We start from the raw sequence: 23,676 nt of genomic DNA, 5'->3' as shown, positions 1-23,676 counted from the left end.
TGACCCGATGAGCGTCCCGGAGCCCACCACGATCGGCGAGGCTCTGCGTGCGGCCGCCCGTCACCGTCCCGACGCCCCGGCTCTCGTGGAGGGGCGGTCGGACGGGCGGGAGCCCCGCCGCTGGACCTACGCCGAGCTCGCCGACGAGTCGACCCGCGTGGCGCGGGCCCTGCTCGCGACGTTCTCCCCGGGCGACCGCGTCGCGGTCTGGGCGACCAACCGGCCCGAGTGGATCCTGCTGCAGATGGGTGCCGCGCTCGCCGGGATCGTGCTCGTCACGGTCAACCCGGCCTACCGCGACAGCGAGGTCGCCTACGTGCTGCGGCAGTCGCGGGCGCACGGGGTGTTCGTGGAGCCGGCGGTGCGCTCGCGTGACCTGCTCGCCGTCGCGCACCGCGTCGCCGCGGACCTGCCGACGTTGCACACGGTGGTCTCCCTCGACGACTGGGCGGGCTTCCTGGGCGCTGCCGGATCCACCGGCCTGCCGTCGGTCGACCCGGGGGAGCCCGCACAGATCCAGTACACGTCCGGCACCACGGGGTTCCCGAAGGGCGCGCTGCTGTCGCACGGGGGGCTGGCGCTCAACGGCCGCGTCTACGCCGAGACGATCGGGGCCGGGCCGGGTGACGTCTGGGTCAACCCGATGCCGCTGTTCCACACCGCAGGATGCGGGCTGGTGACCCTGGGCGTGCTGCAGACGGGCGGGTGCCACGTGCTCCCGCCCGGCTTCGACGCCGACCTGATGCTCGACCTGTTCGAGCGGCACCGCGGCACGGTGCTGCTGTCGGTGCCGACGATGCTCATCCGCATGCTCGACGCCCAGCTCGCGCGGCCTCGGGACATCGGCGCCTGGCGTCTGGCGACGCTGGGCGGCGCGCCCGTGCCCACCGAGCTGGTCCGGCGGGCCGAGCGGGAGCTCGGGGTGGCGGTGGGGATCGGGTTCGGGCAGACCGAGGCCTCGCCCTACATCACCCACACCGTGCCCGACGATCCCCACCCCGCGTGGTCCGAGACCGTCGGCCGCCCGCTGCCGGGCGCGGAGGTGAAGATCGTCGACCCCGGCACCGGGGAGACCGTCCCGACCGGCGCCACCGGCGAGATCTGCACCCGCGGCCGGTGCGTGATGCTCGAGTACTTCGACGACGACGCGGCCACGGCGGGCGCGATCGACGGCGACGGGTGGCTGCACACCGGCGACGTCGGCTCCCTGGACGACCACGGCTACCTGCGCGTCAGCGGGCGCATCAAGGACCTGATCATCCGCGGCGGGGAGAACGTCTACCCGCGGGAGGTCGAGGACGTGCTGTACGGGCACGCGGCGGTGGCGCACGTCGCGGTGGTCGGCCTGCCCGACGCGCACTGGGGCGAGATCGTCGCCGCGTTCGTCCAGCCGCGGGAGGGCCGTACCGTCGACGTCGCGGAGCTGGAGGCGTTGTGCCGCAGCACGTTGGCGTCCTACAAGGTCCCGCGCGTGTGGGAGGTCGTCGACGGGTTCCCGCAGACGGCCTCGGGCAAGATCCAGAAGTTCGTGCTGCGCGACGACTGGGTGGCGGCGCACCCGGGGTGAGCACGATCGCCTCGTCGGGATGACGCGCTATGGGGTGAGTGACGGGACTTGAACCCGCGGCCCCCTGGACCACAACCAGGTGCTCTACCAGCTGAGCTACACCCACCATGCGCTTCCGGCCTCGGCCGGGAGCGACACCACCCTACAGCGGTGGTGCCGGGGTCTCGAAGCGGGTTCCCCGCTCCGCCGCGACGGCCTGCGCCTGCTCGGTGCTCGGACCGGGCGCGGCCACGAAGAGGGTGTGGCGGTAGTAGTCGAGCTCGCGGATGGACTCCAGGATGTCCGCGAGCGCGCGGTGGGCGAGGCCCTTCTCCGGCTTCGCGAAGAACACCCGCGGGAACCAGCGGCGGCACAGTTCCTTGATCGAGCTGACGTCGACCATCCGGTAGTGCAGGTGGGCGTCGAGCTCGGGCATGTCGCGGGCGAGGAAGCCACGGTCGGTGCCGATGGAGTTGCCGGCCAGCGGGGCGGTGCGGGCGTCGGGCACGTGCTCCTTGACGTAGGCCAGCACCTGCTCCTCGGCCTGGCGCAGCGTCACCACCGAGCGGCGCACCTCGTCGGTGAGGCCGGAGTGCGCGTGCATGTCGCGGACGACGTCGGGCATCGCGGCGAGCGCCGACTCGTCGGCGTGGATCACGATGTCGACGCCGTCGCCGAGGACGTTGAGGTCGCCGTCGGTGACCAGGCAGGCGATCTCGATCAGCGCGTCGCGCTGGAGGTCGAGCCCGGTCATCTCGCAGTCGATCCACACCAGACGGTCGTTCACCCCGACAGCGTAGGCGCTGGTCGGCGGCGTGGCCGCGTTCCCGCGCGGCGCGTCGGTGGGGGAGATCGTCGGCCGATAGGGTGCGCGCCGTGGGCGACAACACCGCAGCACAGGAGATCGCGTCCGGCTACGCCACCGAGGGGGCGGCGTTGGAGCTCGGCGCCGTCATCGTCGACGGTGTCGTCGATCCGACGGCCCGGGTGCGCATCCCGTTCGCGACGCTCAACCGGCACGGTCTCGTCGCCGGCGCGACCGGCACCGGCAAGACCAAGACGCTGCAGGGCCTCGCCGAGCAGCTCTCGAACGCCGGGGTGCCGGTGCTGCTCGCCGACGTCAAGGGTGACCTGTCGGGCCTGGCGCGGCCGGGCGAGAGCAACGACAAGATCGCCTCCCGGAGCGCCGACACCGGCGACGACTGGACGCCCACCGCGTTCCCCGTCGAGTTCCTCTCCCTGGGCGGGTCGAGCTCCGCCGTGCCGATCCGGGCCACGGTCACCCAGTTCGGCCCGATCCTGCTGGGCAAGGTGCTCGATCTCAACGACACCCAGGAGTCCACGCTCGGCCTGATCTTCCACTGGGCCGACAAGCAGGGCCTGCCGCTGCTGGACACCAAGGACCTGCGCGCGGTCATCCAGCACCTGACCAGCGACGAGGGGAAGGCCGACCTCAAGGGGATCGGCGGGGTCTCCTCCGCGACGGCCGGGGTGATCCTGCGGGCGCTGGTCAACCTGGAGGCCCAGGGCGGGGAGGACTTCTTCGGCGAGCCCGAGTTCGAGCCGGCCGACCTGATGCGCGTCGGGGCGGACGGCAAGGGGATCGTCACGCTCCTGGAGCTGGCCGACCAGGCCGCCAACCCGCGACTGTTCTCCACGTTCCTGATGTGGCTGCTCGCCGAGCTCTACGAGGAGCTGCCCGAGGCGGGCGACCTCGACAAGCCCAAGCTCGTGTTCTTCTTCGACGAGGCGCACCTGCTGTTCGCCGACGCGTCGAAGGCGTTCCTGGAGCGCATCGAGCAGACCGTGAAGCTCATCCGGTCCAAGGGCGTCGGCGTGTTCTTCTGCACGCAGCTGCCCACCGACGTGCCCAACGCGGTGCTGTCGCAGCTCGGCGCGCGCATCCAGCACGCCCTGCGCGCGTTCACGCCCGAGGACCAGACGGCGCTGAGCAAGACCGTGCGCACCTACCCCAGGACCGAGCACTACGACATGGAGCAGGCGCTGACGTCGCTGGGCATCGGCGAGGCGATCGTCACGGTGCTCTCCGAGCGCGGGGCGCCCACCCCGGTGGCGTGGTCGCGGATGCGGGCCCCGCGCTCGCTGATGGCCGCGATCGGGGAGGACGCGGTGACGGCCGCGGCCAAGTCGTCGCCGCTGTTCGCCCGCTACGGCCAGACGGTGGACCGGGAGTCGGCCTACGAGACGCTCACGGCCAAGATCGCCGAGGCCGCGCCGGTCGAGGCCCCCGTCGACGCGCCCGCGCCGCCCCCCGCCCGCGAGGAGCGCGCCGAGCCGAGCTTCGTCGAGAAGGCGTTCGGGTCGCCGGTGGTGCGGTCGTTCCTGCGGTCGGCGGCCAGCGCGCTGGGCCGGGAGATCACCCGCGGGATGTTCGGCACCCGTCGACGTCGCTGAGCCCACGCAGGGCATCGCTGCCCGCCGCCGCGGCGGGCGGGTCCCGCTCGCTCCGGCGGTCACGGGGCGTCGGATGCCCGCCCGGCGCCCGTGCGGGCCAGCACGGCCTCGATCTCGTCGGCGGCCCGTACGGCGCCGTCGGTCGACCGGATCCGGGCGCCGACCGCGGCGGCCGCGGCGCGGTGCGGGCCGGCGGCGAGCAGGGTGCGCACGGCGTCGCGCACCTGCTCGGCCGTCGCCGACGCCGGCAGCGTGCGCCCGGCGCCCGCGTCCGCGACGGCCCGGCCCACCATCGGCTGGTCCACCACCGGGCTCAGCGGCAGCGCCAGCAACGGCAGGTCGTGGGCGAGCGCGCGCATCGTCGTGGCGTGCCCGCCGTGGCCGATCAGCAGCGACGCCCGCGGCATCAGCTCGCCGTGGTCGATCCGCCGGTGCAGCTCGACGCCCGGGGGGACGCGCAGCACCGCCGGTTCGACGGCGCCGGTGCTCGCCACCGCGCGCACGTCGAGGCCGTCGAGGCTGTCGAGGGCGGCCTGCAGGGCCTGGGCCTGGGCGGGGTAGTGGATCGTGCTGAGGCTGACCAGCACCAGTGGCTCGGCGTCGCGGCTCACCGGTCGCGGGGCGGGCTGCACGGGACCGGTGTGGCGGACGTTGGCCGGGAGTCGGTCGGCGTCCACGGGGTCCAGCGCGCGGTCGGACGCCACCAGCACGCGCTGCGCGGCGCCCCACAGCCGTCCGGGGCGCAGGCCGCGCAGGGTCGCGAGCGCGCCGATCGGGCCGCGCGCCCAGCCGTGGGTGAGGTAGCGGTGGAACGTGTGCGCCAGCACCGCGGTCGGCGCCCCCGCGCGCTGCGCGCCCTTCAGGGCGCCGAGGCTCATGGCGTCGGCGAGGACGAGATCGGCGGGCTCGCGCCCGAGTTCGGCGCGCACGTCCGCGCCGGGACGGGGATCGCTGAACAGGCCGAGATAGGCCGCGGCGTACCGCGCACCCGACGTCGCCCCGACGGCGTTCCACGGCGGGGCGTGGGTGTACGCCGCGAAATCCAGGCCCGCGGTCGTCACGGCGGTGCGCTGCTGCGGGTGCCCGAGCACCCGCACCCGGTGGCCGCGGCCCGACAGTTCGGCGCCGATGCCCAGCGCGGGCGGCACGTTGCCACCGCCGTCCCAGGTCACGATCAGGATCCCGGCCATGGCTCAGCGCTCCTCGGCATCGGCGGGCAGTACGGCCCGCAGCAGGCGCAGCATCCGCTGCTCGGTGGTCGGGCGGTCGTGCCCGGCGTCGCGGCGCAGCAGCTTCCAGGTGTAGAGATCGGTCGCGACGACCAGCAGGTCGGTGAGCGCCTCGGCGTCGGGGCACCCGGCGAGCTGGGGGGCGAACACCTCGCGCACCCACTCGCGGTGCATGCGGCGGCCGCGTTCCACGAGCGTCCGGCTGGGCTCGTCCAGGTGCTCCTGGGCGAGCATGCGCAGCATGAAGTCACCGATCTCGTCGTAGTGGCCGACGATCGCGGTGACGGCCGCGGGGGCGTCCCCGATCGGGGCCGCCCGCTGCTCCCGGACCGCGGCGCGCCGGTGCTCCCGGACGGCGTCGAAGAGCCCGTCCCGGCTGCCGAAGTGGCGCAGCACGGTCTGCACGCTGACCCCCGCGCGCTCGGCGACGTCGGCCAGGACGATCTCGAGCGTGAACCGCTCCATGGTCAGGGCGACGGCGGCGTCCAGCACCTTCTGCCGGGTCCCGGCGGTGGCCTGCGCCCGGGCCCGCTGGGTGTAGGGACGCGTCGATTTCATGATAACGAGAGTTGACACCGAATCCGTATTCGGTGTCAACGGGGACTCACGCGAATTACGCCGGACGGCGCAGGAACGGGGTGAGCAGGCCCGGGACGGCGGCGTCGGCGAGGGCCACCCCGTCGGCGGCGGCCACGTCGAGCACGGTGTAGCCGCCCTGGCCCGCCGCGGTCACCGCCTCCACCGTGACGACACCCGCGCGGCGCTGGAACGGGCTCTGGCGCACCGTCCAGCCGATCACCCCGGCCCGCTGCAGGGCGACCGTGCGGCGGACGACCGAACCCTGCCGCGCCACGAGATGGCGGGCGGTGAGCTCGTGGCCGAGGTTGCGGAAGCGGTCCTGCGCCAGCAGCGCGGCGGCCGGGAGCAGCAGCAGCCCGGCCGGCCCGATCCACCACAGCGGCGGCACCGCCAGTGCGACGACGACGAGCACGGCGACCACGACGGCCGCGGGTCCGAGCGCGCGGGTCAGCCGCCGCGTACGCGCGGCGGGGGGATGGCGACGCAGCGCCGCGCCGGTGATCTCCGAAGGGTGCTCGCGCAGGGCCGCGGACGCCACCCGGTGCGCCTCGGCCCGCGGCGCCGGGGGTTGCAGCGCGCCACCCTGCGCGTCCCGGGACAGGCCCGTCGACAGCGCCCGGCACTGGGCCCCGCGGCCCGCCCGCAGCAGCAGCGGCTCGGCGATCTCCGCGCCCCGCAACCGCTCCTCGGACACCGACAGCGACCGCCGCGTCAGCAGCCCGCGCTTCACCCGCAGCGTCCCGTCCGGCTCGCGGGTGAGCCGGTAGTCGTACCAGCGCTCGGCGTAGAGCAGCAGCGCGCCCGCCGCGCCGAGCACGAGCAACACCGTGACGGCGGCGAGCACGCCGGTCCAGATCGGCACGGCGGTGAGCCGGTCGGCCGCGTCGTCGACGGCGCCGATGTCGCGGGGATCGACGCCGAGGTCGTCGACCAGGTTGAACACGAAGGCCAGTACCGCTCCGACTCCGGCGACCGAGGAGAGCGTCAGCGGGGCGAAGCGCAGCCAGGACCAGTCGAGGCGGGCGAGCAGCTCGGTCGGGAGCGGGGCGGCCGACGACGGGGCGGTGGCGGGCGCACGCTCCAGCAGCTCGCGGCGCAGCCGGTCGGCCTCGGCCTTGCTCACCGCGTCCAGGCTCAGCCCGGACGACTCCAGCGGTGACCCCGAGGCGGCGCTGACCTCCACGACGCTCAGCCCGAACGCGCGGTGCAGCAGCCGGGCGGTCAGGTCGACGGTGCGGATCCGGTCGCGGGGCACCGACCGGCGCTGGCGCCGCAGCCAGCCGCTGTGCAGCTCGACCCGCTCGCGGGTGATCCGGTAGCGCGTGGTGCGCCAGCGGATCACCCCGCCCGCCACGACGGCCACCGCCGCGGCGATCGCGATGCCGATCCGCACCGGGTCGCCCTGCCCGCCGGTGAACAGCAGGATGGCGACGAGCGGCAGCAGGCGCGCCAGGCTGCCCAGCGGCCCGACCACCAGCATGCGGGGGTCCAGGCGGCGCCAGGGGGTCGGGTCGTCGGCGGCGGGCCCTCCCGGTGCGGGTTCGGCGGATCGCGGATCATCGGCGGCGGCCCCGGTCCCGGCCGATCGAGGCGGTTCGGGGGCCGTCACGTCGCATCACCCGGGGTGGCCTGGGTGGTGGCGGTGAGCGAGCGGGCCAGCTCGGCCGCGGCGCCGGCGTCGAGCCCGGCGATCGTCACGGCGCCCCGGGCCGAGGCCGTGGTGACCGTCACCGTGGCCAGCCGCAGCAGCTGCTGCAGCGGCCCGTGCTGGGTGTCGACGGTCTGCACCCGCGAGATCGGCGCGATCCGCCACTCCCGCACCAGCCAGCCCGACAGCGTGTACACGGCCTCGTCGGTGACCTCCCAGCGGTGGATGCGGTAGCGCAGGCCCGGCACCACGAGCGCGTACGCCCCGACGACCAGCACGGTGCCCGCCGGGAACCAGAACAGCGCCGCGGGCGCACCGGACACGAGCAACACCATCAGTTGCGGGGCGGTGAGCACGAGCAGCGCCACCAGCGCGCGCAGCTGCCACCAGCGCACGGCGCGCGGGTCGACCCGGTGGGCGGGCGGGCGCAGCGGGGGATCGGGGTGCATGGCCCCGAGTCTGCCCATGATCGCTCCGAGGTGCGCCCCCGGGCCCGGGTACCCGCCGTTCAGCCCGCGACGGCTCGGACGTCCGTGGCGTGCAGTGCCGTGAACGGCAGCGCGGCCACCCCGCACGACGCCGGGCGCGCGGCCGTGCCCGGCCGCTCCGCGACGTCGACCTCCCAGCGCCTGCCGCCCGGCCCGTGGACCGTCACGATCCCGCAGCGGGCCATGGGGTCGAGGGTGAGGGCGTCGGCGTCGCGCAGCCCGGTGCGGTGCCGCACGGCGAGCTCGGCCACCTGCCCGGCCGCGGACCAGGTGGACCGGCCCCGGCTCAGCGCGGCCTCGACCTCGCCCAGCGCCGCGGCCTTGCGCGCCGCGATCGCCGACGTCGGGTCCAGCCGGCCGTACAGGTAGCCGGTGGGCAGCACCAGCGCGGTGGGGGCGAAGCGGTGCCCGCCGAGGTGGCTGCACTCCCACACGTCCGGCTCGCCGACCGCGGTGACGGCGGCGGCGAGGGCGCGGCCGTCGACCGCGCAGCAGCGGTCGCGCCTGCCGTGGGTGCAGACCAGCAGCAGCGGATCGCCCACCGGGGTGCCCGGCAGCCCCTCCGCCCCACGGGCGAGCGGGATCGCCGACAGCTCGCGGGGCCCGGCCACCGTCAGCACGGTGGTGCGGGCGGCGCCCGGCGTGGTGTCGGTCAGGTACACCCGGGTGGGGGAGACGGACCGGCGACGCCCGGGGCGGCGGATCAGCAGCGGGCGCCAGCCGGCGGCGCAGGCGCGGGCGGCGAACCCGGAGATCGACGGGTCGGGGTGGGCGGCGATGTCGCGCGGCCACGCCCCCCGGTGCTCCAGGCAGACCCAGCGGGGCGCCACGGGCGCGGTGCCGGCGAGCGGCTCGTCGAGCGCGCGGGCCAGCGCGGCACACCGCGACCCGCCGTCGACGTTCATCTGCACAGGCTACCGAAGGCTGCCCTAACCCGCTCGGGTGACGGCCTCAGCGGGGCCACCGGCTCAGCCGCGGGGGAGCTCCCGGTGCACGACCTTGCCGGTCGCGTTGCGCGGCAGCTCCCCGACGAACACGACGTCGCGCGGCACGGCGAAGCGGCTCAGCTGCTGCCGCACCCACCCGCGCACGGTGTCGGCGTCCACCGATGCGCCCGGTTCGAGCACGACGTAGGCCGCGAGGCGCTGCCCGTACTCGTCGTCGGCCACGCCGGTGACGGCGGCCTCGCGCACCTCGGGCCGCCCGGCGAGCAGGTCCTCCACCGGTCCCGGGTGCACGTTCTCCCCGCCGCTGACGATCATGTCGTCGGCCCGGCCGGTGAGGTGCAGCAGCCCGTCGGCGTCGAGCCGGCCGAGATCACCGGTGCCGATGAGGTCGCCCGCCCGCTCGACGTCGGCGCCCTCGCGGGTGTAACCGTCGAAGGGCATGTCGTTGCCGACGAACACGCGGCCCTCGGAGCCCGCCGGCACCGCGGCACCGCTCTCGTCGAGGATCAGCAGCCGGGTCCCGACGGGCGCGCGCCCCGCGGTGCCGGGGGACGCGCGCAGGTCCGCGGGCCCGGCGATGCTGACCCAGGACACCTCCGTGGACCCGTAGAGGTTGTACAGGACGTCGCCGAAACGGTCCTGGAACGCCGCGGCGAGCTCCGCGGGCAGCGCGGAACCGCTGACGGCGACGATCCGCGGCCGGTGCCCGGTCCACGCGGACCCGGGCAGCTCCAGCACGCGCCGCAGCATCACGGGCACCGCGAAGACCGCGTCGCAGCGGTGCCGTTGCACCGTCGCCAGCAGCCGCGCCGGGTCGAACCGCCGGTCCAGCACGACCGGCGAGCCGTGCAGCATCGCCAGCTGCAGCGCCGCGTGCCCCCACGTGTGCAGCAGCGGTGCCGCGATGTGCACGGGCTCGCCCGCGCGCAACGGGATCGCGGACAGCACCGCGGCGATCGGCGCCAGGCTGTGCGGCGCGGGGCGGCGGGCCCCCTTGGGCGGGCCGGTGGTGCCGGAGGTGAGCACGATCGTGTGCCCGGAGGGCGGGCGGATCGGCAGCGGGGCGGTGCCGCCTCCGGCGATCAGGTCCGCCAGGCCGCCGGTGCCCGGCTCGCCGCCGAACGCGGTGACGACCGTGCAGGACTCCGGCAGTCCGGCGAGCGCGCCGGTGAACTCCGCGTCGGCCACGACGGTGTGCAGCTCCAGCTCGGCGGCGACGTCGGCGAGCTGGTCCGCCGACATGCCGGTGTTGAGCAGCACGACGTCGGCACCGATCTTGCCGGTGGCGATCTGCACCTCGATCGGGGCGCGGCCGTTGCGGCAGAGCACCCCGACGCGGACCCCGTCGCCGATGCCGGAGTCGACCAGCGCCCTCGCGAGGTCGTCGTTGCGCCGGTGCAGCTCGCCGAAGCTCAGCGTGCCCTCGTCGTCGACGATCGCGGCGCGGTCGGGGTGGCGCGCCGCCCCCACCGCGTACCCGGCGGCGACGCTCAGCCCGTAGCGCGCGAGCCCGAGCGACATGCCCACGAGCCGGTCGGGTCGCACCGGCGCCACGACCCCCGACCGCGCGAGCTCGCCGACCGCCCGCGCCGAGCCGAGGGCGGCGGACCCGGCGGCGACCACCGCGGACACGACCGACGCCACCCTGCCCCCGATCGCCCCCATCACCCCCGCAGCCTCCCAAAGGCCTCCCGCGGACCGCAGTGGGGTGGCTCTACTGCAACCTGACCGCAGTAAAGCCACCCCACTGCGACTCCGGCGGCGCCGGGACGCGCCGGGGGCGGCGCGTCTATGCCTCGGCGTCGTCCATGTCGTTCTGGTAGGTCTCGGTCAGGGCCAGCACGCAGGCCACCGCGATCACCGCGACGATGATGATGTAGAACGAGATCGCCGTGGTGGAGCCGGTGAGGTCGAGCAGGTACACCGACAGCAGCGGCGCGATCGCCCCACCGAGCAGGGCGCCCATCTGGTAGCCCAGCGACGCCCCGCTGTAGCGCAGCTTCGCGGTGAACATCTCCGAGAAGAACGCGGCCAGCGGGCCGTACATCATCGACAGCGCGAGCTGCGCCACGGTGAGCGCGATCGTCATGCTGAGCGCGGTGCCCATGTCGGCCAGCCAGAACAGCGGGAACGCCCACAGGCCGGTGATCACCGAGCCGGCCAGGTAGAGCTTGCGTCGGCCGATGCGGTCCGAGAGCGCGGCGAATCCGGCCAGCGCCGGGATCATGATCACCGAGGAGATCGCGATCGCGGTGAGGACCGTGCCCGAGCTGACGCCGACCGTCGTGGTCCCGTAGGACAGCATGAACGTGATGTAGATGTAGAACGCCGTGTTGACGACGGTGAACGCGCCGCCGGCGAGGGCGATGCGGCCGCCGTGGTTGCGCAGCACCTGGATGATCGGGGAGCGCTCCGGCACCGCCTTCGGGCTCTCGGCGGCGAGGCGCTGCAGCTGCACGAACGCCGGGGTGTCCTCCAGCTTCTTCTTCGCGTAGATCGCGACACCCACGAGCAGCACGCTCGCGATGAACGGGATCCGCCAGCCGTAGGAGTCGAAGGCGGCGTCGTCCATCGTCTGGCCGAGGATGAAGAACGCGACGACGCCCAGCAGCACGCCGATCGGCACGCCGATCTGGGCGAAGCTGCCGTAGAAGCCGCGCTTGTGCTTGGGGGCGAACTCGGTGGCGAGCAGCACCGCGCCACCCCACTGGCCGCCGACCGCGAGGCCCTGGGTGAACCGCAGGACGGTCAGCAGGATCGGGGCGGCGATGCCGATCGCGGCGTACGTCGGCAGCAGGCCGATCAGCACGCTGGCCACGGCCATCGTCATCAGGGCCGTGAGGAAGGCCTTCTTGCGACCGAGCTTGTCACCGAAGTGACCCCAGACGACGCCGCCGAGCGGGCGGGCCAGGAAGCCGACGCCGAGCACCGCGAAGGAGGACAGCAGCGCGAGCACCGGGTCGGTGTCGTCCGGGAAGAACAGCCTCGGGAACACCAGCGCGGCGGCGGTTCCGAACAGGAAGAAGTCGAACCACTCCACGCTCGCGCCTACCAGGCTCAGGCCGGCGATCTTGCGAATGGACCGTTCGTCGAGCTTGCCGGTCTCTGGTGCCTGCGTTGTCATCGGACCTCCCGTCGCCGGCGCTCGGCCGGATGACTTGTCAACGCCTGCGCGGAGTGTCCGATACGTCGAGTTGCGCCGAAGAGCGTCACATTCCTACGACGTTCGGCCCAGCGGGGCGGCCAGGTCGTAGACCGTCCGGCCGCCGACCGTCGTGGCCGTGAGAGTCGATGCCACCCAGTTGGTGATCTCCGCGCCCGGCCCGTCCCCGGCGGGCCCGCCCTGGTCGGGGGCCACGAAGTAGCGCACCTCGCCGGCGGCGACGTAGGCCTGGAACTGCGCGAGCGTCGGGGCCGGATCGCCCCCGGAGAACCCCCCGATCGCGATGACCGGGGCGTCGCCCGTGAGCTGCAGCGCGGCCGCGCCCTGGGCGCCGACGGTCGCGGCCGACCATGCCGTGCCCGCCTTCCGCAGCAGCGCGACCAGCTCCGGGTCGGCCTCGCCCGCGCTTCCCGGCCCGCCGGTCCGGGAGCCGCCGTCGCGACCGGCGCCCGAGCCCCACGGCCCCCATCCGGTGGCCGGGTCGCCCGGGGCCGTACCGCCCGGGGTCGCGCCGCCCGGGCCCGCGCCGCCCTCGGCCCCGTCGCCCGGAAGTCCGCCGCCCGGCGTGCCGCCCGCCGCCGCGCCGGGACGGGCACCCGCGGGGCCCCCGCCCGGGAACGCCCCACCGAACCCACCTCCCGCCACCTCGGGCCCGGCGAGCACGATGCTGCCCGTCTGCGGCGTGGTGGCGGTCTGCGCGGCGTAGGCCGCCGGCCCGAGCAGCCCGGAGACCACCACGGCGGCGAGTACCGCGGCCGCCGCCCGCCGCAGCGACCCGCCGAGCAGGACGGCCGACACCGCGACCGCCGCCACCCCCACGACGAGCCACCGCAGCCACGGCAGGAACTCCGGGGTGCGCCCCAGCAGCACCCACGCCCACCCCGCACTGCCGGCCGTGACCACGGCGAGCGTGATCCGCCCGGCCCACGAGGTGCGGTACCGCCACAGCTCCCGTCCGCCGACGCCGACCAGCGCCGCGATCCCGGGGGCCAGCGCCACCGTGTAGTACTCGTGGAAGATCCCCTCCATCAACGAGAACACCAGCGCCGTCACGACGGTCCAGCCGCCCCAGAGCAGCAGCGACGCGCGGACGGCGTCCGTGCGGGGCGCGCGGCGCGTCAGCCACAGCCCGGCGAGGAGCAGCGCGAGCGCTGCGGGCAGCAACCACGAGACCTGCCCGCCGACGGAGTCGGAGAACATGCGGGTCGGCCCGGCCCCGCCCCCGAGCCCGCCGCCGCCCCCGGCCCCGCCACCACCCGGACCGGCCGGGCCACCGCCGCCCTGGCCGAACAGCCGGCCGAGACCGTTGTAACCCAGCGCCAGCTCCAGCGCGCTGTCGGTCTCCGAGCCGCCGATGTAGGGCCGGCCGCCCGCGGGCCACAGCTCGACGAGCGCCACCCACCACCCCGCCCCGACCACGACGGCGACGGCGGCCGCGAGCAGCTGCCGGACCCGTCGCCACGAGCCCGTCGGTGCGGCCACCAGGTAGGCCAGCGCGAGCGCCGGCAGCACCACGAAGCCCTGCGCCATCTTGGCGAGGAACGCGAACCCGATCAGGAGCCCGGCCAGCACCAGCCAGCGCGTGCCGGCCCGCTCGATCGCCCGCACCACGGCATACGCCGCGGCCACCATCAGCAGCACGAGCAGCGCGTCGGGGTTGTTGAAGCGGAACATCAGCACGGCCACCGGCGTCAGCGCGAAAGCGGCCCCCGCGACGAGCCCCGCCACCGGCCCGGAGACCCTCCGCACCGCGGCGTGCAGCAACCCGACCGCCGCCACACCCATCAGCGCCTGCGGCACCAGCATGCTCCACGCCGAGAACCCGAAGATCCGGGCCGAGAGCGCCATCGCCCACAGCGCCGCGGGTGGCTTGTCGACGGTGATGACGTTCCCGGTGTCGAGCGAGCCGAACAGGAACGCCGTCCAGTCCCGCGACATCGCCTGCACGGCGGCCGCGTAGTAGCTGTTCGCCCAGCCGTTCGCACCGAGGTCCCACAGGTGGAGCACGGCGGTGCCGGCCAGCAGCACGCCCAGCGCCACCCGTTCGGCCCGCCGCGCCGGGGTCGCCGGGGCCGGCGTGACGGCCGGGGGAGTCAGGGTCGTCGTCATGCGGTGGCCCCCTTCGGCCGGAAGACCCAGGAACGGAACGCGACGAACCGGGCGAGCGTGGCGAGCGCGTTGGCGGCGACCAGCGCGGCCAGCTCGGTCGCCGCGCTCGCCCCCGGCCACCACAGCCCCAGCAGTGCCAGTGCGCCGGTGGTGAACGCGAGCCCGAGCCCGAACACGGCGAGCCCCTGGAACTGCGCCGTCACCGCGCCGTCGCGACCGCGCACGCCGAACGTCAGCCGCCGGTTGGCCGCGGTGTTGGCGACGGCGGTGAGCGCCAGCGCCAGCAGGTTGGCACCGAGCGCGCCGAGCGGGTCGCGCAGCAGCAGGTACAGCAGCAGGTGCGCGACCGTGCTGACCACCCCGATCGCGGCGAACCGCACGAGCTGCCCCGGCATCCCGGCCGGCACCCCCGCCACCTCCAGCGGCCCGCGGCCCAGCCGGGAGCGCAGCTCGCCGATCGGCAGCGCGCCGGTGGTGAGCGCACGGGCGAGGCGGGCGATACCGCGCAGATCCGCGACGGCGGTGGCGACGATGTCGACCCGCGAGTCGGGGTCGTCCACCCAGTCGACGGGCACCTCGTGGATGCGTAGGCCCGCCCGCTCGGCGAGCACGAGCAGCTCGGTGTCGAAGAACCAGCCGCCGTCGCGCACCAGCGGCAGGAGCTGGCGCGCGACGTCGGCGCGGATCGCCTTGAACCCGCACTGCGCGTCGGTGAACCGGGTGGCCAGGGTGCCGCGCAGCAGCAGGTTGTAGCCGCGGCTGATCAGCTCCCGCTTCGCGCCGCGCACGACGCGCGAGCCCCGGCCCAACCGGGTGCCGACGGCGAGGTCGGAGTGGCCGGTGATCAGCGGTGCGACCAGCGGGAGCAGGGCGGCGAGGTCGGTGGACAGGTCGACGTCGCAGTAGGCCAACACGGTGGCGTCCGACGCGGTCCAGGCCGCCCGCAGCGCCCGCCCGCGCCCCTTCTGCGCCATCGTGAACGCGGTGACGTGCGGCAGTTGCTGCGCGAGCCGCGCCGCGATGGCCCCGGTGGCGTCGGTGCTGGCGTTGTCGGCCACGGTGATCCGGAACGGGTACGGGAACTCCGCGGTCAGGTGCGCGTGCAACCGCCTGATCGAGGGCTCGAGGTCGCGCTCCTCGTCGTGCACCGGAACGACGATCTCCAGCACCGGCGATGCCGGTCGTCGTCCGGGCCGGGCCGGTCCCGGCTGCCCCGGCGCGACGTCGACGCTCATCGCCCACCCTCGCGACGGTCGGGTGACGTGCGTGGGCGCGGTCCGGAGGGGACGGCGCCGGGTGCGGGGCGGGGGGCGGTCGCGTGCATGGAGCCGAGCCTGCTGACGGCTGCTGTCGGGACCGTGTGCCGATGCTGTGCACGGGCTGTGCGCCCGGTGCGGGTGATCGGCCTGTGTGCGGGTGACGCTGAGCGGCCGTCCCGGCGGCGTCGCAGAGGTTCCGGCTCGTCGCAGAGGTTGGACGGCCTGCGAGGAGCTGTTGGGTGTGCGAGGAGCCGCTGCGCCGCCCGTCGCGCGCCGGCCGCCGTGGTCAGGGGCGCTGGGGTCGCGCGTCCGACGGGAGGCGCACCGTGAACTCGGTGCGCCCCGGGGTGCTCGTCACCGCCACCGACCCACCGTGCGCGCCCACCACCGCGTCGACGATCGAGAGCCCCAGCCCGGTGCTGCCGTGCTCGCGCGACCGTGAGGCCGAGCCGCGCGCGAACCGCTCGAACACCCGCGGCACCAGCTCCGGGGCGATCCCGGGGCCGGCGTCGACGACCGAGATCCGTGCGCCGTCCGGGTCGGCGGCGAGCCCGACCGTCACCACCGTTCCCGGCGGGGTGTGGGTGCGCGCGTTGGCCAGCAGGTTGGCCAGCACCTGGGCGAGCCGCGACGCGTCACCGGTGACGGTGATGGGCTCGTCGGGCAGGTCCACGTGCAGGGGGTGGTCGCCGCCCGCGGCGTGGGCGTCGGACACCGCGTCGACGACCAGGCGGGTGAGGTCGACCTCGGCTCGCTCCAGGGGGCGGCCCGCGTCGAGGCGGGCGAGCAGCAGGAGGTCCTCGACGAGGGTGGTCATGCGGTCGGCCTGCGAGGAGATCCGGTCGAGCGAGTGCGCGGTGTCGCCGCCGCCCTGTTCGAGATGGCGCAGGGTGAGCTCGGCGTAGCCGCGGATCGCGGCGAGCGGGGTGCGCAGCTCGTGGCTGGCGGCGGCGACGAACTGCCGCAGCTGCACCTCGCTGGCGTGCCGGGCCTCCAGCGCCGATCCGACGTGGTCGAGCATCCGGTTCAGCGCGGCGCCGACCTGGCCCACCTCGCTGCGCGGGTCGACCACCGGCACCCGCTCCGCCAGCTCCACCTCGCCGCTGGCCAGCGGCAGCGTGCTGACCCGGGACGCGGTGGCCGCCACCTCCTCCAGCGGCCGCAGCTCCCGGCGCACCGCCACCGCGCCTGCCACGCCCGCCCCGAGCAGCGCCACCGCGACGGCGACGACCTCGATCGTGACCAGCGTCGAAAGCGTCTCCTGCAGCGGGCGCTCGGACAGGCCGGTCACCACCGTCACGGTCTCGCCCGCCACGGTGCGCTCCCCGGCGACGAGCCGGTAGGTGCCCAGCTCGCCGAGGTCGGCGCTGCGCGGCGGGTCCCCGACGGCGACGTCGAGCAGGGCGGGGGTCGCGTCTCCGGGCACCGGCTGGTTCGTGCCGCGGCGGTCGAGCACCGCGGCGCCGGTCACCTGCCCGTCGCCGACGACGGCGACCAGCACGCCGAACTGCAGGCCCGGCCCGAGCGGCACGCCCGGACCGGGCAGGTCCTCGCCGGTGGGCGGGGTGCGGTCGTCGTCGCCGGGGGGCAACCCGCGGGCGATGCCGCCCGCCGCCCGGAGGTTGTCGTCGAGCTGGCCGATGAGGATGCGGTGCAGCGACAGCGTCGTCACGACACCGATCAGGGCGCCGGTGACGGCGAGCAGGAGCAGGACGGTCGCGACGAGCCGGGCCCGCAGCGTGCCTCTCACCCGGCCGGTTTCAGGACGTACCCGGCGCCGCGGACGGTGTGGATCATCGGCGGGCGGCCCGCGTCGACCTTCTTGCGCAGGTAGGAGACGTAGAGCTCCACCACGTTGGACTGCCCGCCGAAGTCGTAGTGCCACACCCGGTCGAGGATCTGGGCCTTGCTCAGCACCCGCTTGGGATTGCGCATCAGGAAGCGCAGCAGCTCGAACTCGGTGGCCGTCAGATCGACGGGGTCGCCGCCGCGGTGCACCTCGTGGCTGTCCTCGTCGAGGGTCAGGTCGCCGACCGCGATCTCGGAGCCCTGCCGGGCCGCGGTCATGCCCGAGCGGCGCAGCAGGCCGCGCAGCCGCGCGACGAGCTCCTCCAGGCTGAACGGCTTGGTCACGTAGTCGTCCCCGCCCGCGGTGAGCCCGGCGACGCGGTCCTCCACGGCGTCACGGGCGGTGAGGAACAGGACCGGGACGTCGGGGGTCTCCGCGCGCATCCGGCGCAGCACCTCCAGGCCGTCGAAGTCGGGGAGCATGATGTCGAGCACCACGGCGTCGGGGCGGAACTCGCGCGCGGCGCGCACGGCAGACGAACCGTCGGCGGCGGTCCGCACCTCCCAGCCCTCGTAGCGCAGCGCCATCGAGAGCAGCTCGGCGAGCGTGGACTCGTCGTCGACGACGAGCACGCGCAGCGCGCCGCCGTCGGCGCGGCGCAGCTCCCGCTCGTTCATCGTCGACATGCTACGGAGCGTCGCGCGCGCGGATGTGGCGCCGCTGGGGGAAGTCTGTGTGTCTGCTGTGGAACCGCGGGGGCCGCGGATCCGTCCAAGTCGTCATCCCCGACCCGAGGAGACGACATGTTCACCGGATGGACCCCCGACGCCGCGGCTTTCCTCGCCGAGCTCGCCGACCACAACACCCGCGAGTTCTTCGACGCGCACCGCCACCGTCACACCGCTGCCCTGCTGGGGCCGACGCGCGAGCTGGCGGCCGAGCTGGAGCCGGAGTTCGGGCCGGTGCGGGTGTTCCGGCCCTACCGCAACCGTCGCTTCCGCCCCGACGCACCGCCCTACCGCACCGACACCGGCGGCACGGCCCGCGGCGGTGCGCTGGCCGTGGTGCTCACGGCGGCCGGGCTCACGACCACCGCCGGCATCTGGCTGTTCGACGCCGGTCAGCTGCGGCGCTACCGCGCGGCCGTCGACGACGGGTTGGCGCGGCTGCTCGACCCGCTCGACGTGGACACCGGCCGCAGGCTCGCCGGACGCCCCCGCGGGGTCCCCGCCGACCACCCGCAGCTGGACCTGCTGCGGCTGCGCGGCCTGCAGGTCGGGTGCTCGTGGCCGGGCGGCGAGTGGCTCGGGACGCGCGAGCCGCTGGATCGGGTGCGGGCGGCGTGGCGTGCGGCCGGGCCGCTGCTGGAGTGGCTCGACGCGCACGTCGGTCCGGCCGATCCAGTACCGCCCCGCCCTCGCGCCGCCGCCACGCAGGCTCGGGACGAGTGCGGCGCCGTGGACGGGGCGGTCGCGGCCGACCGCGCCTGGGGGTGAGTGATCACCAGCTGCGGGACACGGGCGTCGTCTGTGGCGTTCGTGTCCCGGTAGCGGCGACCGATGCCCGCCGGGACGGCACACCGGACCCGCGCCCGACCCCGTGGCGCACCCGGATGCCCCGACTCGCGCGCACGCAGGCCCCGACTCGCGCACACGCTCACCCCGACTCGCGGGGGGACGTCGCGCGCAGGGCCGCGTCCACCACCCGTTCGGCGTAGCCGGGGTCCGCGCGCGCGCCCCCCGGGGCGAACAGGACGTGGCTCAGCACGGCCCCCGTCACCAGCTCGAGCAGCAGCGTGGTGGGGGTGGCGGCGGGCAGCTCGCCGCGGGCCACGCCGCGCCGGACGATCTCGCGGGCGGCGAGCAGGCGGCTGGTGTTGAGGGTGTCGGTGAGGCCCGCGAGCAGGTCGGGATGCACGCGGGCCTCCAGTGCCGCGCGCAACGTCACCAGCCCGGCGGGCCCGGTGTAGCCGTCGACCAGCTGGCGGGCGAGCTCCACGAGGTCTCCGCGCACCGACCCGGTGTCGACGGGCACGGGCAGCGGGCTGCGCACCTCCAGCGCCTCCACCAGCAGCGTGGCCTTCGACGACCACCGGCTGTAGAGGGCCGCCCGGCCGACCCGGGCGCGGCGGGCCACGGCGTCGAGGGTGAACCCGGCCCAGCCGGTCTCCCAGTAGACCTCCAGCACGGCGTCGTGCACCCGGTGCTCCAGGTCCGGATCGCGGGGGCGGCCTCTCGTCACATTTACGGACAGTACCTGTCTGTATTAGCGTGCGGGCGTGGTGAGCGACGAACGGCGTCCGGTGCTGGTCGGGGTCGGACAGGTGCGGGGCAACCGCGGACGCACGGTCGGCGACGCGCGCGAGCCGCTCGCCCTGATCATCGACGCCGTACGCGCGGCGGCGGCCGACGCCCTGGTCGCGGGCGCTCCCGGTGCCGCCGGTCCCGCAGCGCTCGACCTGCACACCCTGGACTCGGTGTCCACCGTGCACGTCGCGAGCTGGGCCTACGCCGACCTGGCCGCGCGCATCGCGGCGGCGGTGGGCGCCACGTCCGCGCACCTCGTCGACACCACGGTCGGCGGCCAACGGCCCGCGGAGCTGCTGGAGGAGGCGGCGGCGCGGATCGCGGCGGGGGAGTCGCGGTGCGCGCTGATCGCGGGCGGTGAGGCGCAGGCCTCCGCCCAGGCCCTGTACCGCGCGGGCATCGACCCGGCGGCCCACGGCTGGAGCGCCACCCCGGGCGGGCCGCCGCGCTTCGACACCGACGACCTGCGCAGCCCCGCGATGCGCGCCACCGGCATCATCCTGCCGACGCGGGTGTACCCGTTGTTCGAGAACGCGCTGCGGCACGCCCAGGGTGAGACCCCGGAGCAGGGGGCGCGGGCCTCGGCGCAGCTGTACGCCGCGTTCTCGCAGGTGGCGGCGGCCAACCCGGCGGCGTGGAACCCCGAGCCGCGCACCGCCGACGAGATCGGCACGGTGGGACCGGGCAACCGGATGGTGTGCGAGCCCTACCCGCTGGCGGTGAACGCGATGCCGCACGTCGACCAGGCCGCGGCCGTGCTCGTCATGTCGCTCGCCGCGGCCCGGGAGGCGGGCGTGCGGGAGGAGCGGATCGTGCACGTGTGGGGCGGCGCGGCCGCGCACGACGCCGTCGACGTCCTCACCCGGCCCACGTTCGCCGCGTCCGCGGCCCTGTCGGACGTGCTCGACCGCACTCTCGCGGCGGCCGGCATCGGGGCTGCCGACCTCGACGTCATCGATGTCTACAGCTGCTTCCCGGTCGTCCCCAAGCTGGTCGGCGCGCATCTCGGGATCGCGCCCCCCGCCGGGGTGACGGGCGGGCACTCGGCGTTCGGCGGGCCGCTGTCGAGCTACACGCTGCACGCGCTGGTCGCGGTCACGGGTGCCCTGCGGGCGGGTGCGCGGCACGCGCTCGTCCACGGCAACGGCGGCTACCTCACCCACCAGCACGCGCTGGTGCTCGCGCGCGAGCCACACCCGGACGGGTACATCGGCGATCCCGAGCCGCGCGACACGGCCGGGCCCGCCCCCGCCGCCGTCGACGCGCTGGACGGCGAGGACGTGACCGTGGAGACGGCGACCGTCGAGCACGGCCGCGACGGCGCCCCCGCGCAGGGGTTCGTGGTGGCGCGCACCGCCGACGGCGCCCGGTTCGCCGCGTCGACCGCGCCGGGGGACGTCGCGAGCGCCGGGGCGCTGTCGCTGGACCGGGGTGAGACCGTCGGCCGGGTCGTCCGGGCGACGACGACGGGCGAGCACGCCGTCGTCGAGCTGCTCCGGTGACGTCGATGATCGCCGGGTCCGGGACGTGAGCGCCGCGGGCGGTATGCGTCCCCCGGTCGTGACCGGCACCGCACGGGCGGCGGCGGGAACCGGTCCGGCGAGCCCGCCGGTGACGAGCGAGGAGCCAGCATGACCGATCCGTGGCGCACCGACGAGCGGCGGGCCCTGCGGGAGCTCGTCGCCGACTTCACGACCCGCGAGATCGTGCCGCACCTGCCCGACTGGGAGCGCGCCGGCGAGGTGCCGCGCGACCTGCACCGCAAGGCAGCGGCTGTGGGGCTGCTGGGAGTGGCGTTCGGAGAGGAGGTCGGCGGGGGAGGCGGTGACGCGATCGACGGGTTCCTCGTCGCCGAGCAGATCATCCTGTCCGGGGGTTCGGGTGGGCTCGTCGCGGCGCTGCTCACCCACGGCATCGCGCTGCCGCACATCGTGGCCGCGGGCGATCCCGAGCTGATCGACCGCGTCGTCCGGCCGACGCTGGCCGGCGAGACGATCGGTGCACTGGCCATCACCGAGCCCGAGGGCGGTTCCGACGTCGCCGGCATCCGCACGCGGGCACGGCGTGACGGCGACTCCTACGTAATCGACGGCGCGAAGCTCTACATCACCTCCGGGGTGCGTGCCGACTTCGTGACCACGGCCGTACGCACCGGGGGCGCCGGGCACACGGGCGTCTCGCTGCTCGTCGTCGAGAAGGGGTCGCCCGGGTTCACGGTGTCGCGGGCGCTGGACAAGATGGGCTGGCGCTGCTCGGACACCGCGGAGCTGTCCTACGCGGGGGTCCGCGTGCCGGTCGGGAACCTCGTCGGGGCCGAGGGGAGCGGTTTCCTGCAGATCGCCCAGCAGTTCCAGAGCGAGCGGCTCTCGCTGGCCGTGCAGGCTTACGCCACCGCCCAGCGCTGCTTCGACCTGACGCGGACGTGGATCACCGAGCGCGAGACGTTCGGGCGGCCGCTGTCCTCACGCCAGGTGGTGCGCCACCGGATGGCCGAGATGGCGCGCCGGATCGACGTCGCGCGCACCTACACGCAGGCGGTGACCACCCGCTGGCTCGCCGGGGAGCCCATGCTGATGGAGACGGCGATGGCGAAGAACACCGCGGTGGCCGCCTGCGACCACGCGGTGTACGAGTGCGTCCAGTTGCTCGGCGGCCTGGGCTACATGCGCGAGCACGAGGTCGAGCGCCACTACCGGGACGCGCGGCTGCTCAGCATCGGCGGCGGCACGACGGAGATCATGAACGAGATCATCACCAAGCTCCTCGGCCTCTGACAGCACGTCGGAGCCATACTGCTGTTCTCGCGGTCCCGGAACCGCGTTGTGGCTCCGAAGTGCGGGGTCAGCGGGCGCGCCAGTAGCCCGTCGCGTAGACGGCGCGGCGGGCCATCCCGCGCTCGTCGAGCAGGTGCGCGCGCAGGTCCTTCACGCAGGCGCTCTCCCCGGACAGCCACGCCTGGCCGCGGCCGGGTGGGAACTCCGCCGCCCGCACCGCCTCGGCCAGCGGGACGCCGGCGTCCCGGTCGCCGCGGTGCACCCACCTCACAGGCGTGCCGAGGTCCTGCTGCTCGGTCGCGTCGACGACCTCGAGGAACACCAGCGCGGGCACCCCACCCGGCAGCGCGTCGAGCACCGTGGCGACGGCCGGGAGCGCGGTCTCGTCGCCGATCACCACGTGGAAGTCGGCCGTCGGGTCGGGCTCGTAGCGTCCGCCCGGCTCGGAGACCCCCACCCAGGACCCGGGTGCCGCGTCGGCCGCCCACGCGGCGGCGGGCCCGTCGCCGTGCAGGACGAAGTCGACGTCCAGCTCACCGGCGCCGGCGTCGAACCGCCGCACCGTGTACGTGCGGATCGCCGGCCGCGCCTCCCCGACCGGCCACACCGGACCACCGGACGCGGCCCGCGGCACGGCGGGGCGCTCCTGCCCGGGCACCGGGAAGAACATCTTGATCCGCCGGTCGGGGCCCTCGCCCGCGAAGCCCGCGAGCTCCTCGCCGCCGAGCGTCACGCGGATCATCCGCGGGGTGATCCGCTCGCTGCGCCGCACCTGCAGCAGCCGGGGTGCCGTCGTCGTCACGCCGCCATTCTGCGGCCTACCGGGGTGCGGCCGCGGCCAGGCCCGTCCAGGCCAGGTCCATGAGGTACTCGGTGGCCTGCTCGCTGGTGACCGTGCGCACGCTGCCGCGCCACACGGCCAGGCGCTCGCACGCCCCGACGATCACCTGGGCCCAGCCGGCCAGCCGCTGCGGGTCGGCACCGGGCGCCTGCGCGGCGAGCAGCGCGGCGATGAAGTCGGTCTGCTGCGCGCGGACGGCCTCCAGCGCCTCGCCGGCCACCGTGGACTCGCAGAACAGCAGCGTCCACTCGGGCTCGTGGCGCTCCAGGTGGTCGAAGAACGCGCGGGTGCCGCGGCGCAGCATCTCCTCGGGGGTGTCCGCGGAGGCGGCCGCGGTCGAGGTCACCTCCAGCAGTTCCGCCCGCGCGCGGGAGATGCACGCCAGCAGCAGGCCGTCCTTGGAGCCGAAGTGGGTGTACAGCACGGGCTTGGTGACGCCCACGCGCTCGGCGACGGCGTCCATCGAGGCGTTCGGGAAGCCCCGCTCGCTGAACACCGCGACGGCGGCGTCCAGGATCTGCTGCTCGCGCTCGGCGCGGCCGAGGCGGCGGCGGGGGGCTCTCGTCGTCACGGGTGGACCCTA

20 protein-coding genes and 1 tRNA gene are annotated in these 23,676 nt (G+C 75.3%); 5 read left to right on the top strand and 16 right to left on the bottom strand.

The features are described from left to right. The first annotated feature begins 7 nt into the window (after positions 1 to 7). Entirely contained in the window at positions 8 to 1,567 is a 1,560-nt protein-coding gene (locus Q1K26_RS11815) for an AMP-binding protein (RefSeq protein WP_300010549.1), read from the top strand. 30 nt (positions 1,568 to 1,597) lie between these two features. On the opposite strand, the gene Q1K26_RS11810 is transcribed toward Q1K26_RS11815, so the two are convergent. Together Q1K26_RS11810 and orn are read right to left on the bottom strand one after the other, a co-directional pair. Then, a tRNA-His gene (locus Q1K26_RS11810) sits at positions 1,598 to 1,673 on the bottom strand. 36 nt (positions 1,674 to 1,709) lie between these two features. Further along, complete coding sequence (gene orn / locus Q1K26_RS11805; protein WP_300010547.1) at positions 1,710 to 2,333, bottom strand: oligoribonuclease; 624 nt, start codon at positions 2,331 to 2,333, stop codon at positions 1,710 to 1,712. Positions 2,334 to 2,422: 89 nt separating this feature from the next. Between orn and Q1K26_RS11800 the strand changes: the two genes are divergently transcribed. After that, the gene (locus Q1K26_RS11800; RefSeq protein ID WP_300010544.1) at positions 2,423 to 3,961 is read left to right on the top strand and encodes a helicase HerA-like domain-containing protein; all 1,539 of its coding nucleotides are present in this window, start codon (positions 2,423 to 2,425) and stop codon (positions 3,959 to 3,961) included. A 59-nt stretch (positions 3,962 to 4,020) separates the two neighbouring features. Here Q1K26_RS11800 and Q1K26_RS11795 read toward each other — a convergent pair whose 3' ends face one another. From Q1K26_RS11795 to Q1K26_RS11745, 11 genes are all read right to left on the bottom strand, one after another. Continuing rightward, a complete protein-coding gene (locus Q1K26_RS11795) occupies positions 4,021 to 5,151 on the bottom strand; it encodes a nucleotide disphospho-sugar-binding domain-containing protein (protein ID WP_300010541.1) in 1,131 nt (376 codons plus the stop codon). Positions 5,152 to 5,154: 3 nt separating this feature from the next. After that, entirely contained in the window at positions 5,155 to 5,748 is a 594-nt protein-coding gene (locus tag Q1K26_RS11790) for a TetR/AcrR family transcriptional regulator (protein WP_300010539.1), read from the bottom strand. Between the two features lie 55 nt (positions 5,749 to 5,803). Next, the gene (locus Q1K26_RS11785; protein ID WP_300010536.1) at positions 5,804 to 7,249 is read right to left on the bottom strand and encodes a PH domain-containing protein; all 1,446 of its coding nucleotides are present in this window, start codon (positions 7,247 to 7,249) and stop codon (positions 5,804 to 5,806) included. 125 nt (positions 7,250 to 7,374) lie between these two features. Next, positions 7,375 to 7,866, bottom strand: a complete 492-nt coding sequence (locus Q1K26_RS11780; RefSeq protein ID WP_300010533.1) for a PH domain-containing protein — start codon at positions 7,864 to 7,866, stop codon at positions 7,375 to 7,377. Between the two features lie 59 nt (positions 7,867 to 7,925). Beyond that, positions 7,926 to 8,810, bottom strand: coding sequence for a sucrase ferredoxin (locus tag Q1K26_RS11775; RefSeq protein ID WP_300010530.1), 885 nt, complete (start codon positions 8,808 to 8,810; stop codon positions 7,926 to 7,928). Between the two features lie 63 nt (positions 8,811 to 8,873). Next, positions 8,874 to 10,517 (bottom strand): AMP-binding protein, encoded by a 1,644-nt coding sequence (locus Q1K26_RS11770; RefSeq protein ID WP_300010616.1) that lies wholly within the window; start codon positions 10,515 to 10,517, stop codon positions 8,874 to 8,876. A gap of 124 nt (positions 10,518 to 10,641) precedes the next feature. Further along, complete coding sequence (locus tag Q1K26_RS11765) at positions 10,642 to 11,976, bottom strand: MFS transporter (protein WP_300010527.1); 1,335 nt, start codon at positions 11,974 to 11,976, stop codon at positions 10,642 to 10,644. A 93-nt stretch (positions 11,977 to 12,069) separates the two neighbouring features. After that, entirely contained in the window at positions 12,070 to 14,124 is a 2,055-nt protein-coding gene (locus Q1K26_RS11760) for a glycosyltransferase family 39 protein (protein ID WP_300010524.1), read from the bottom strand. After that, positions 14,121 to 15,359: a dolichyl-phosphate beta-glucosyltransferase gene (locus tag Q1K26_RS11755; protein WP_300010521.1), complete on the bottom strand. Its 1,239-nt coding sequence runs from the start codon at positions 15,357 to 15,359 to the stop codon at positions 14,121 to 14,123. Before Q1K26_RS11755 ends, Q1K26_RS11760 begins: the two co-directional genes overlap by 4 nt. Positions 15,360 to 15,669: 310 nt before the next feature. Beyond that, on the bottom strand, positions 15,670 to 17,133 hold the full coding sequence (locus Q1K26_RS11750; RefSeq protein WP_300010518.1) for a HAMP domain-containing sensor histidine kinase: 1,464 nt from the start codon (positions 17,131 to 17,133) through the stop codon (positions 15,670 to 15,672). Further along, entirely contained in the window at positions 17,130 to 17,858 is a 729-nt protein-coding gene (locus Q1K26_RS11745) for a response regulator transcription factor (RefSeq protein ID WP_300010515.1), read from the bottom strand. The genes Q1K26_RS11750 and Q1K26_RS11745 overlap by 4 nt, the downstream gene beginning before the upstream one ends. Before the next feature lie 117 nt (positions 17,859 to 17,975). Between Q1K26_RS11745 and Q1K26_RS11740 the strand changes: the two genes are divergently transcribed. After that, positions 17,976 to 18,668 (top strand): DUF2461 family protein, encoded by a 693-nt coding sequence (locus tag Q1K26_RS11740; protein ID WP_300010512.1) that lies wholly within the window; start codon positions 17,976 to 17,978, stop codon positions 18,666 to 18,668. A gap of 160 nt (positions 18,669 to 18,828) precedes the next feature. Here the strand turns inward: Q1K26_RS11740 and Q1K26_RS11735 are convergent, their stop codons facing one another. Continuing rightward, entirely contained in the window at positions 18,829 to 19,413 is a 585-nt protein-coding gene (locus tag Q1K26_RS11735) for a TetR-like C-terminal domain-containing protein (protein ID WP_300010509.1), read from the bottom strand. A 37-nt stretch (positions 19,414 to 19,450) separates the two neighbouring features. Between Q1K26_RS11735 and Q1K26_RS11730 the strand changes: the two genes are divergently transcribed. Together Q1K26_RS11730 and Q1K26_RS11725 are read left to right on the top strand one after the other, a co-directional pair. Continuing rightward, positions 19,451 to 20,980, top strand: coding sequence for an acetyl-CoA acetyltransferase (locus Q1K26_RS11730; protein ID WP_300010506.1), 1,530 nt, complete (start codon positions 19,451 to 19,453; stop codon positions 20,978 to 20,980). Between the two features lie 129 nt (positions 20,981 to 21,109). Then, positions 21,110 to 22,252, top strand: coding sequence for an acyl-CoA dehydrogenase family protein (locus Q1K26_RS11725; RefSeq protein ID WP_300010503.1), 1,143 nt, complete (start codon positions 21,110 to 21,112; stop codon positions 22,250 to 22,252). Positions 22,253 to 22,319: 67 nt separating this feature from the next. Here the strand turns inward: Q1K26_RS11725 and Q1K26_RS11720 are convergent, their stop codons facing one another. Both Q1K26_RS11720 and Q1K26_RS11715 read right to left on the bottom strand, forming a co-directional pair. Further along, a complete protein-coding gene (locus Q1K26_RS11720; protein WP_300010500.1) occupies positions 22,320 to 23,054 on the bottom strand; it encodes a siderophore-interacting protein in 735 nt (244 codons plus the stop codon). Between the two features lie 16 nt (positions 23,055 to 23,070). Continuing rightward, positions 23,071 to 23,664 (bottom strand): TetR/AcrR family transcriptional regulator, encoded by a 594-nt coding sequence (locus tag Q1K26_RS11715; protein ID WP_300010497.1) that lies wholly within the window; start codon positions 23,662 to 23,664, stop codon positions 23,071 to 23,073. Between the last annotated feature and the right edge of the window lie 12 nt (positions 23,665 to 23,676).

Origin of the sequence: Pseudonocardia sp. (genome assembly GCF_029263155.1) — a bacterium.
Classification (GTDB): Bacteria; Actinomycetota; Actinomycetes; order Mycobacteriales; family Pseudonocardiaceae; genus Pseudonocardia.
The sequence above is the reverse complement of the archived record's forward strand: the minus strand, read 5'-3'. Positions and strand labels throughout refer to the sequence as shown.

Coding starts and splice junctions, on each gene's coding strand:
- Q1K26_RS11815 (WP_300010549.1), top strand. CDS start 8: ATGAGCGTCCCGGAGCCCACCACGATCGGCGAGGCTCTGCGTGCGGCC.
- Q1K26_RS11795 (WP_300010541.1), bottom strand. CDS start 5,151: ATGGCCGGGATCCTGATCGTGACCTGGGACGGCGGTGGCAACGTGCCG.
- Q1K26_RS11790 (WP_300010539.1), bottom strand. CDS start 5,748: ATGAAATCGACGCGTCCCTACACCCAGCGGGCCCGGGCGCAGGCCACC.
- Q1K26_RS11785 (WP_300010536.1), bottom strand. CDS start 7,249: ATGCTGGTGGTCGGGCCGCTGGGCAGCCTGGCGCGCCTGCTGCCGCTC.
- Q1K26_RS11780 (WP_300010533.1), bottom strand. CDS start 7,866: ATGCACCCCGATCCCCCGCTGCGCCCGCCCGCCCACCGGGTCGACCCG.
- Q1K26_RS11775 (WP_300010530.1), bottom strand. CDS start 8,810: ATGAACGTCGACGGCGGGTCGCGGTGTGCCGCGCTGGCCCGCGCGCTC.
- Q1K26_RS11770 (WP_300010616.1), bottom strand. CDS start 10,517: ATGGGGGCGATCGGGGGCAGGGTGGCGTCGGTCGTGTCCGCGGTGGTC.
- Q1K26_RS11765 (WP_300010527.1), bottom strand. CDS start 11,976: ATGACAACGCAGGCACCAGAGACCGGCAAGCTCGACGAACGGTCCATT.
- Q1K26_RS11760 (WP_300010524.1), bottom strand. CDS start 14,124: ATGACGACGACCCTGACTCCCCCGGCCGTCACGCCGGCCCCGGCGACC.
- Q1K26_RS11755 (WP_300010521.1), bottom strand. CDS start 15,359: ATGAGCGTCGACGTCGCGCCGGGGCAGCCGGGACCGGCCCGGCCCGGA.
- Q1K26_RS11745 (WP_300010515.1), bottom strand. CDS start 17,858: ATGTCGACGATGAACGAGCGGGAGCTGCGCCGCGCCGACGGCGGCGCG.
- Q1K26_RS11740 (WP_300010512.1), top strand. CDS start 17,976: ATGTTCACCGGATGGACCCCCGACGCCGCGGCTTTCCTCGCCGAGCTC.
- Q1K26_RS11725 (WP_300010503.1), top strand. CDS start 21,110: ATGACCGATCCGTGGCGCACCGACGAGCGGCGGGCCCTGCGGGAGCTC.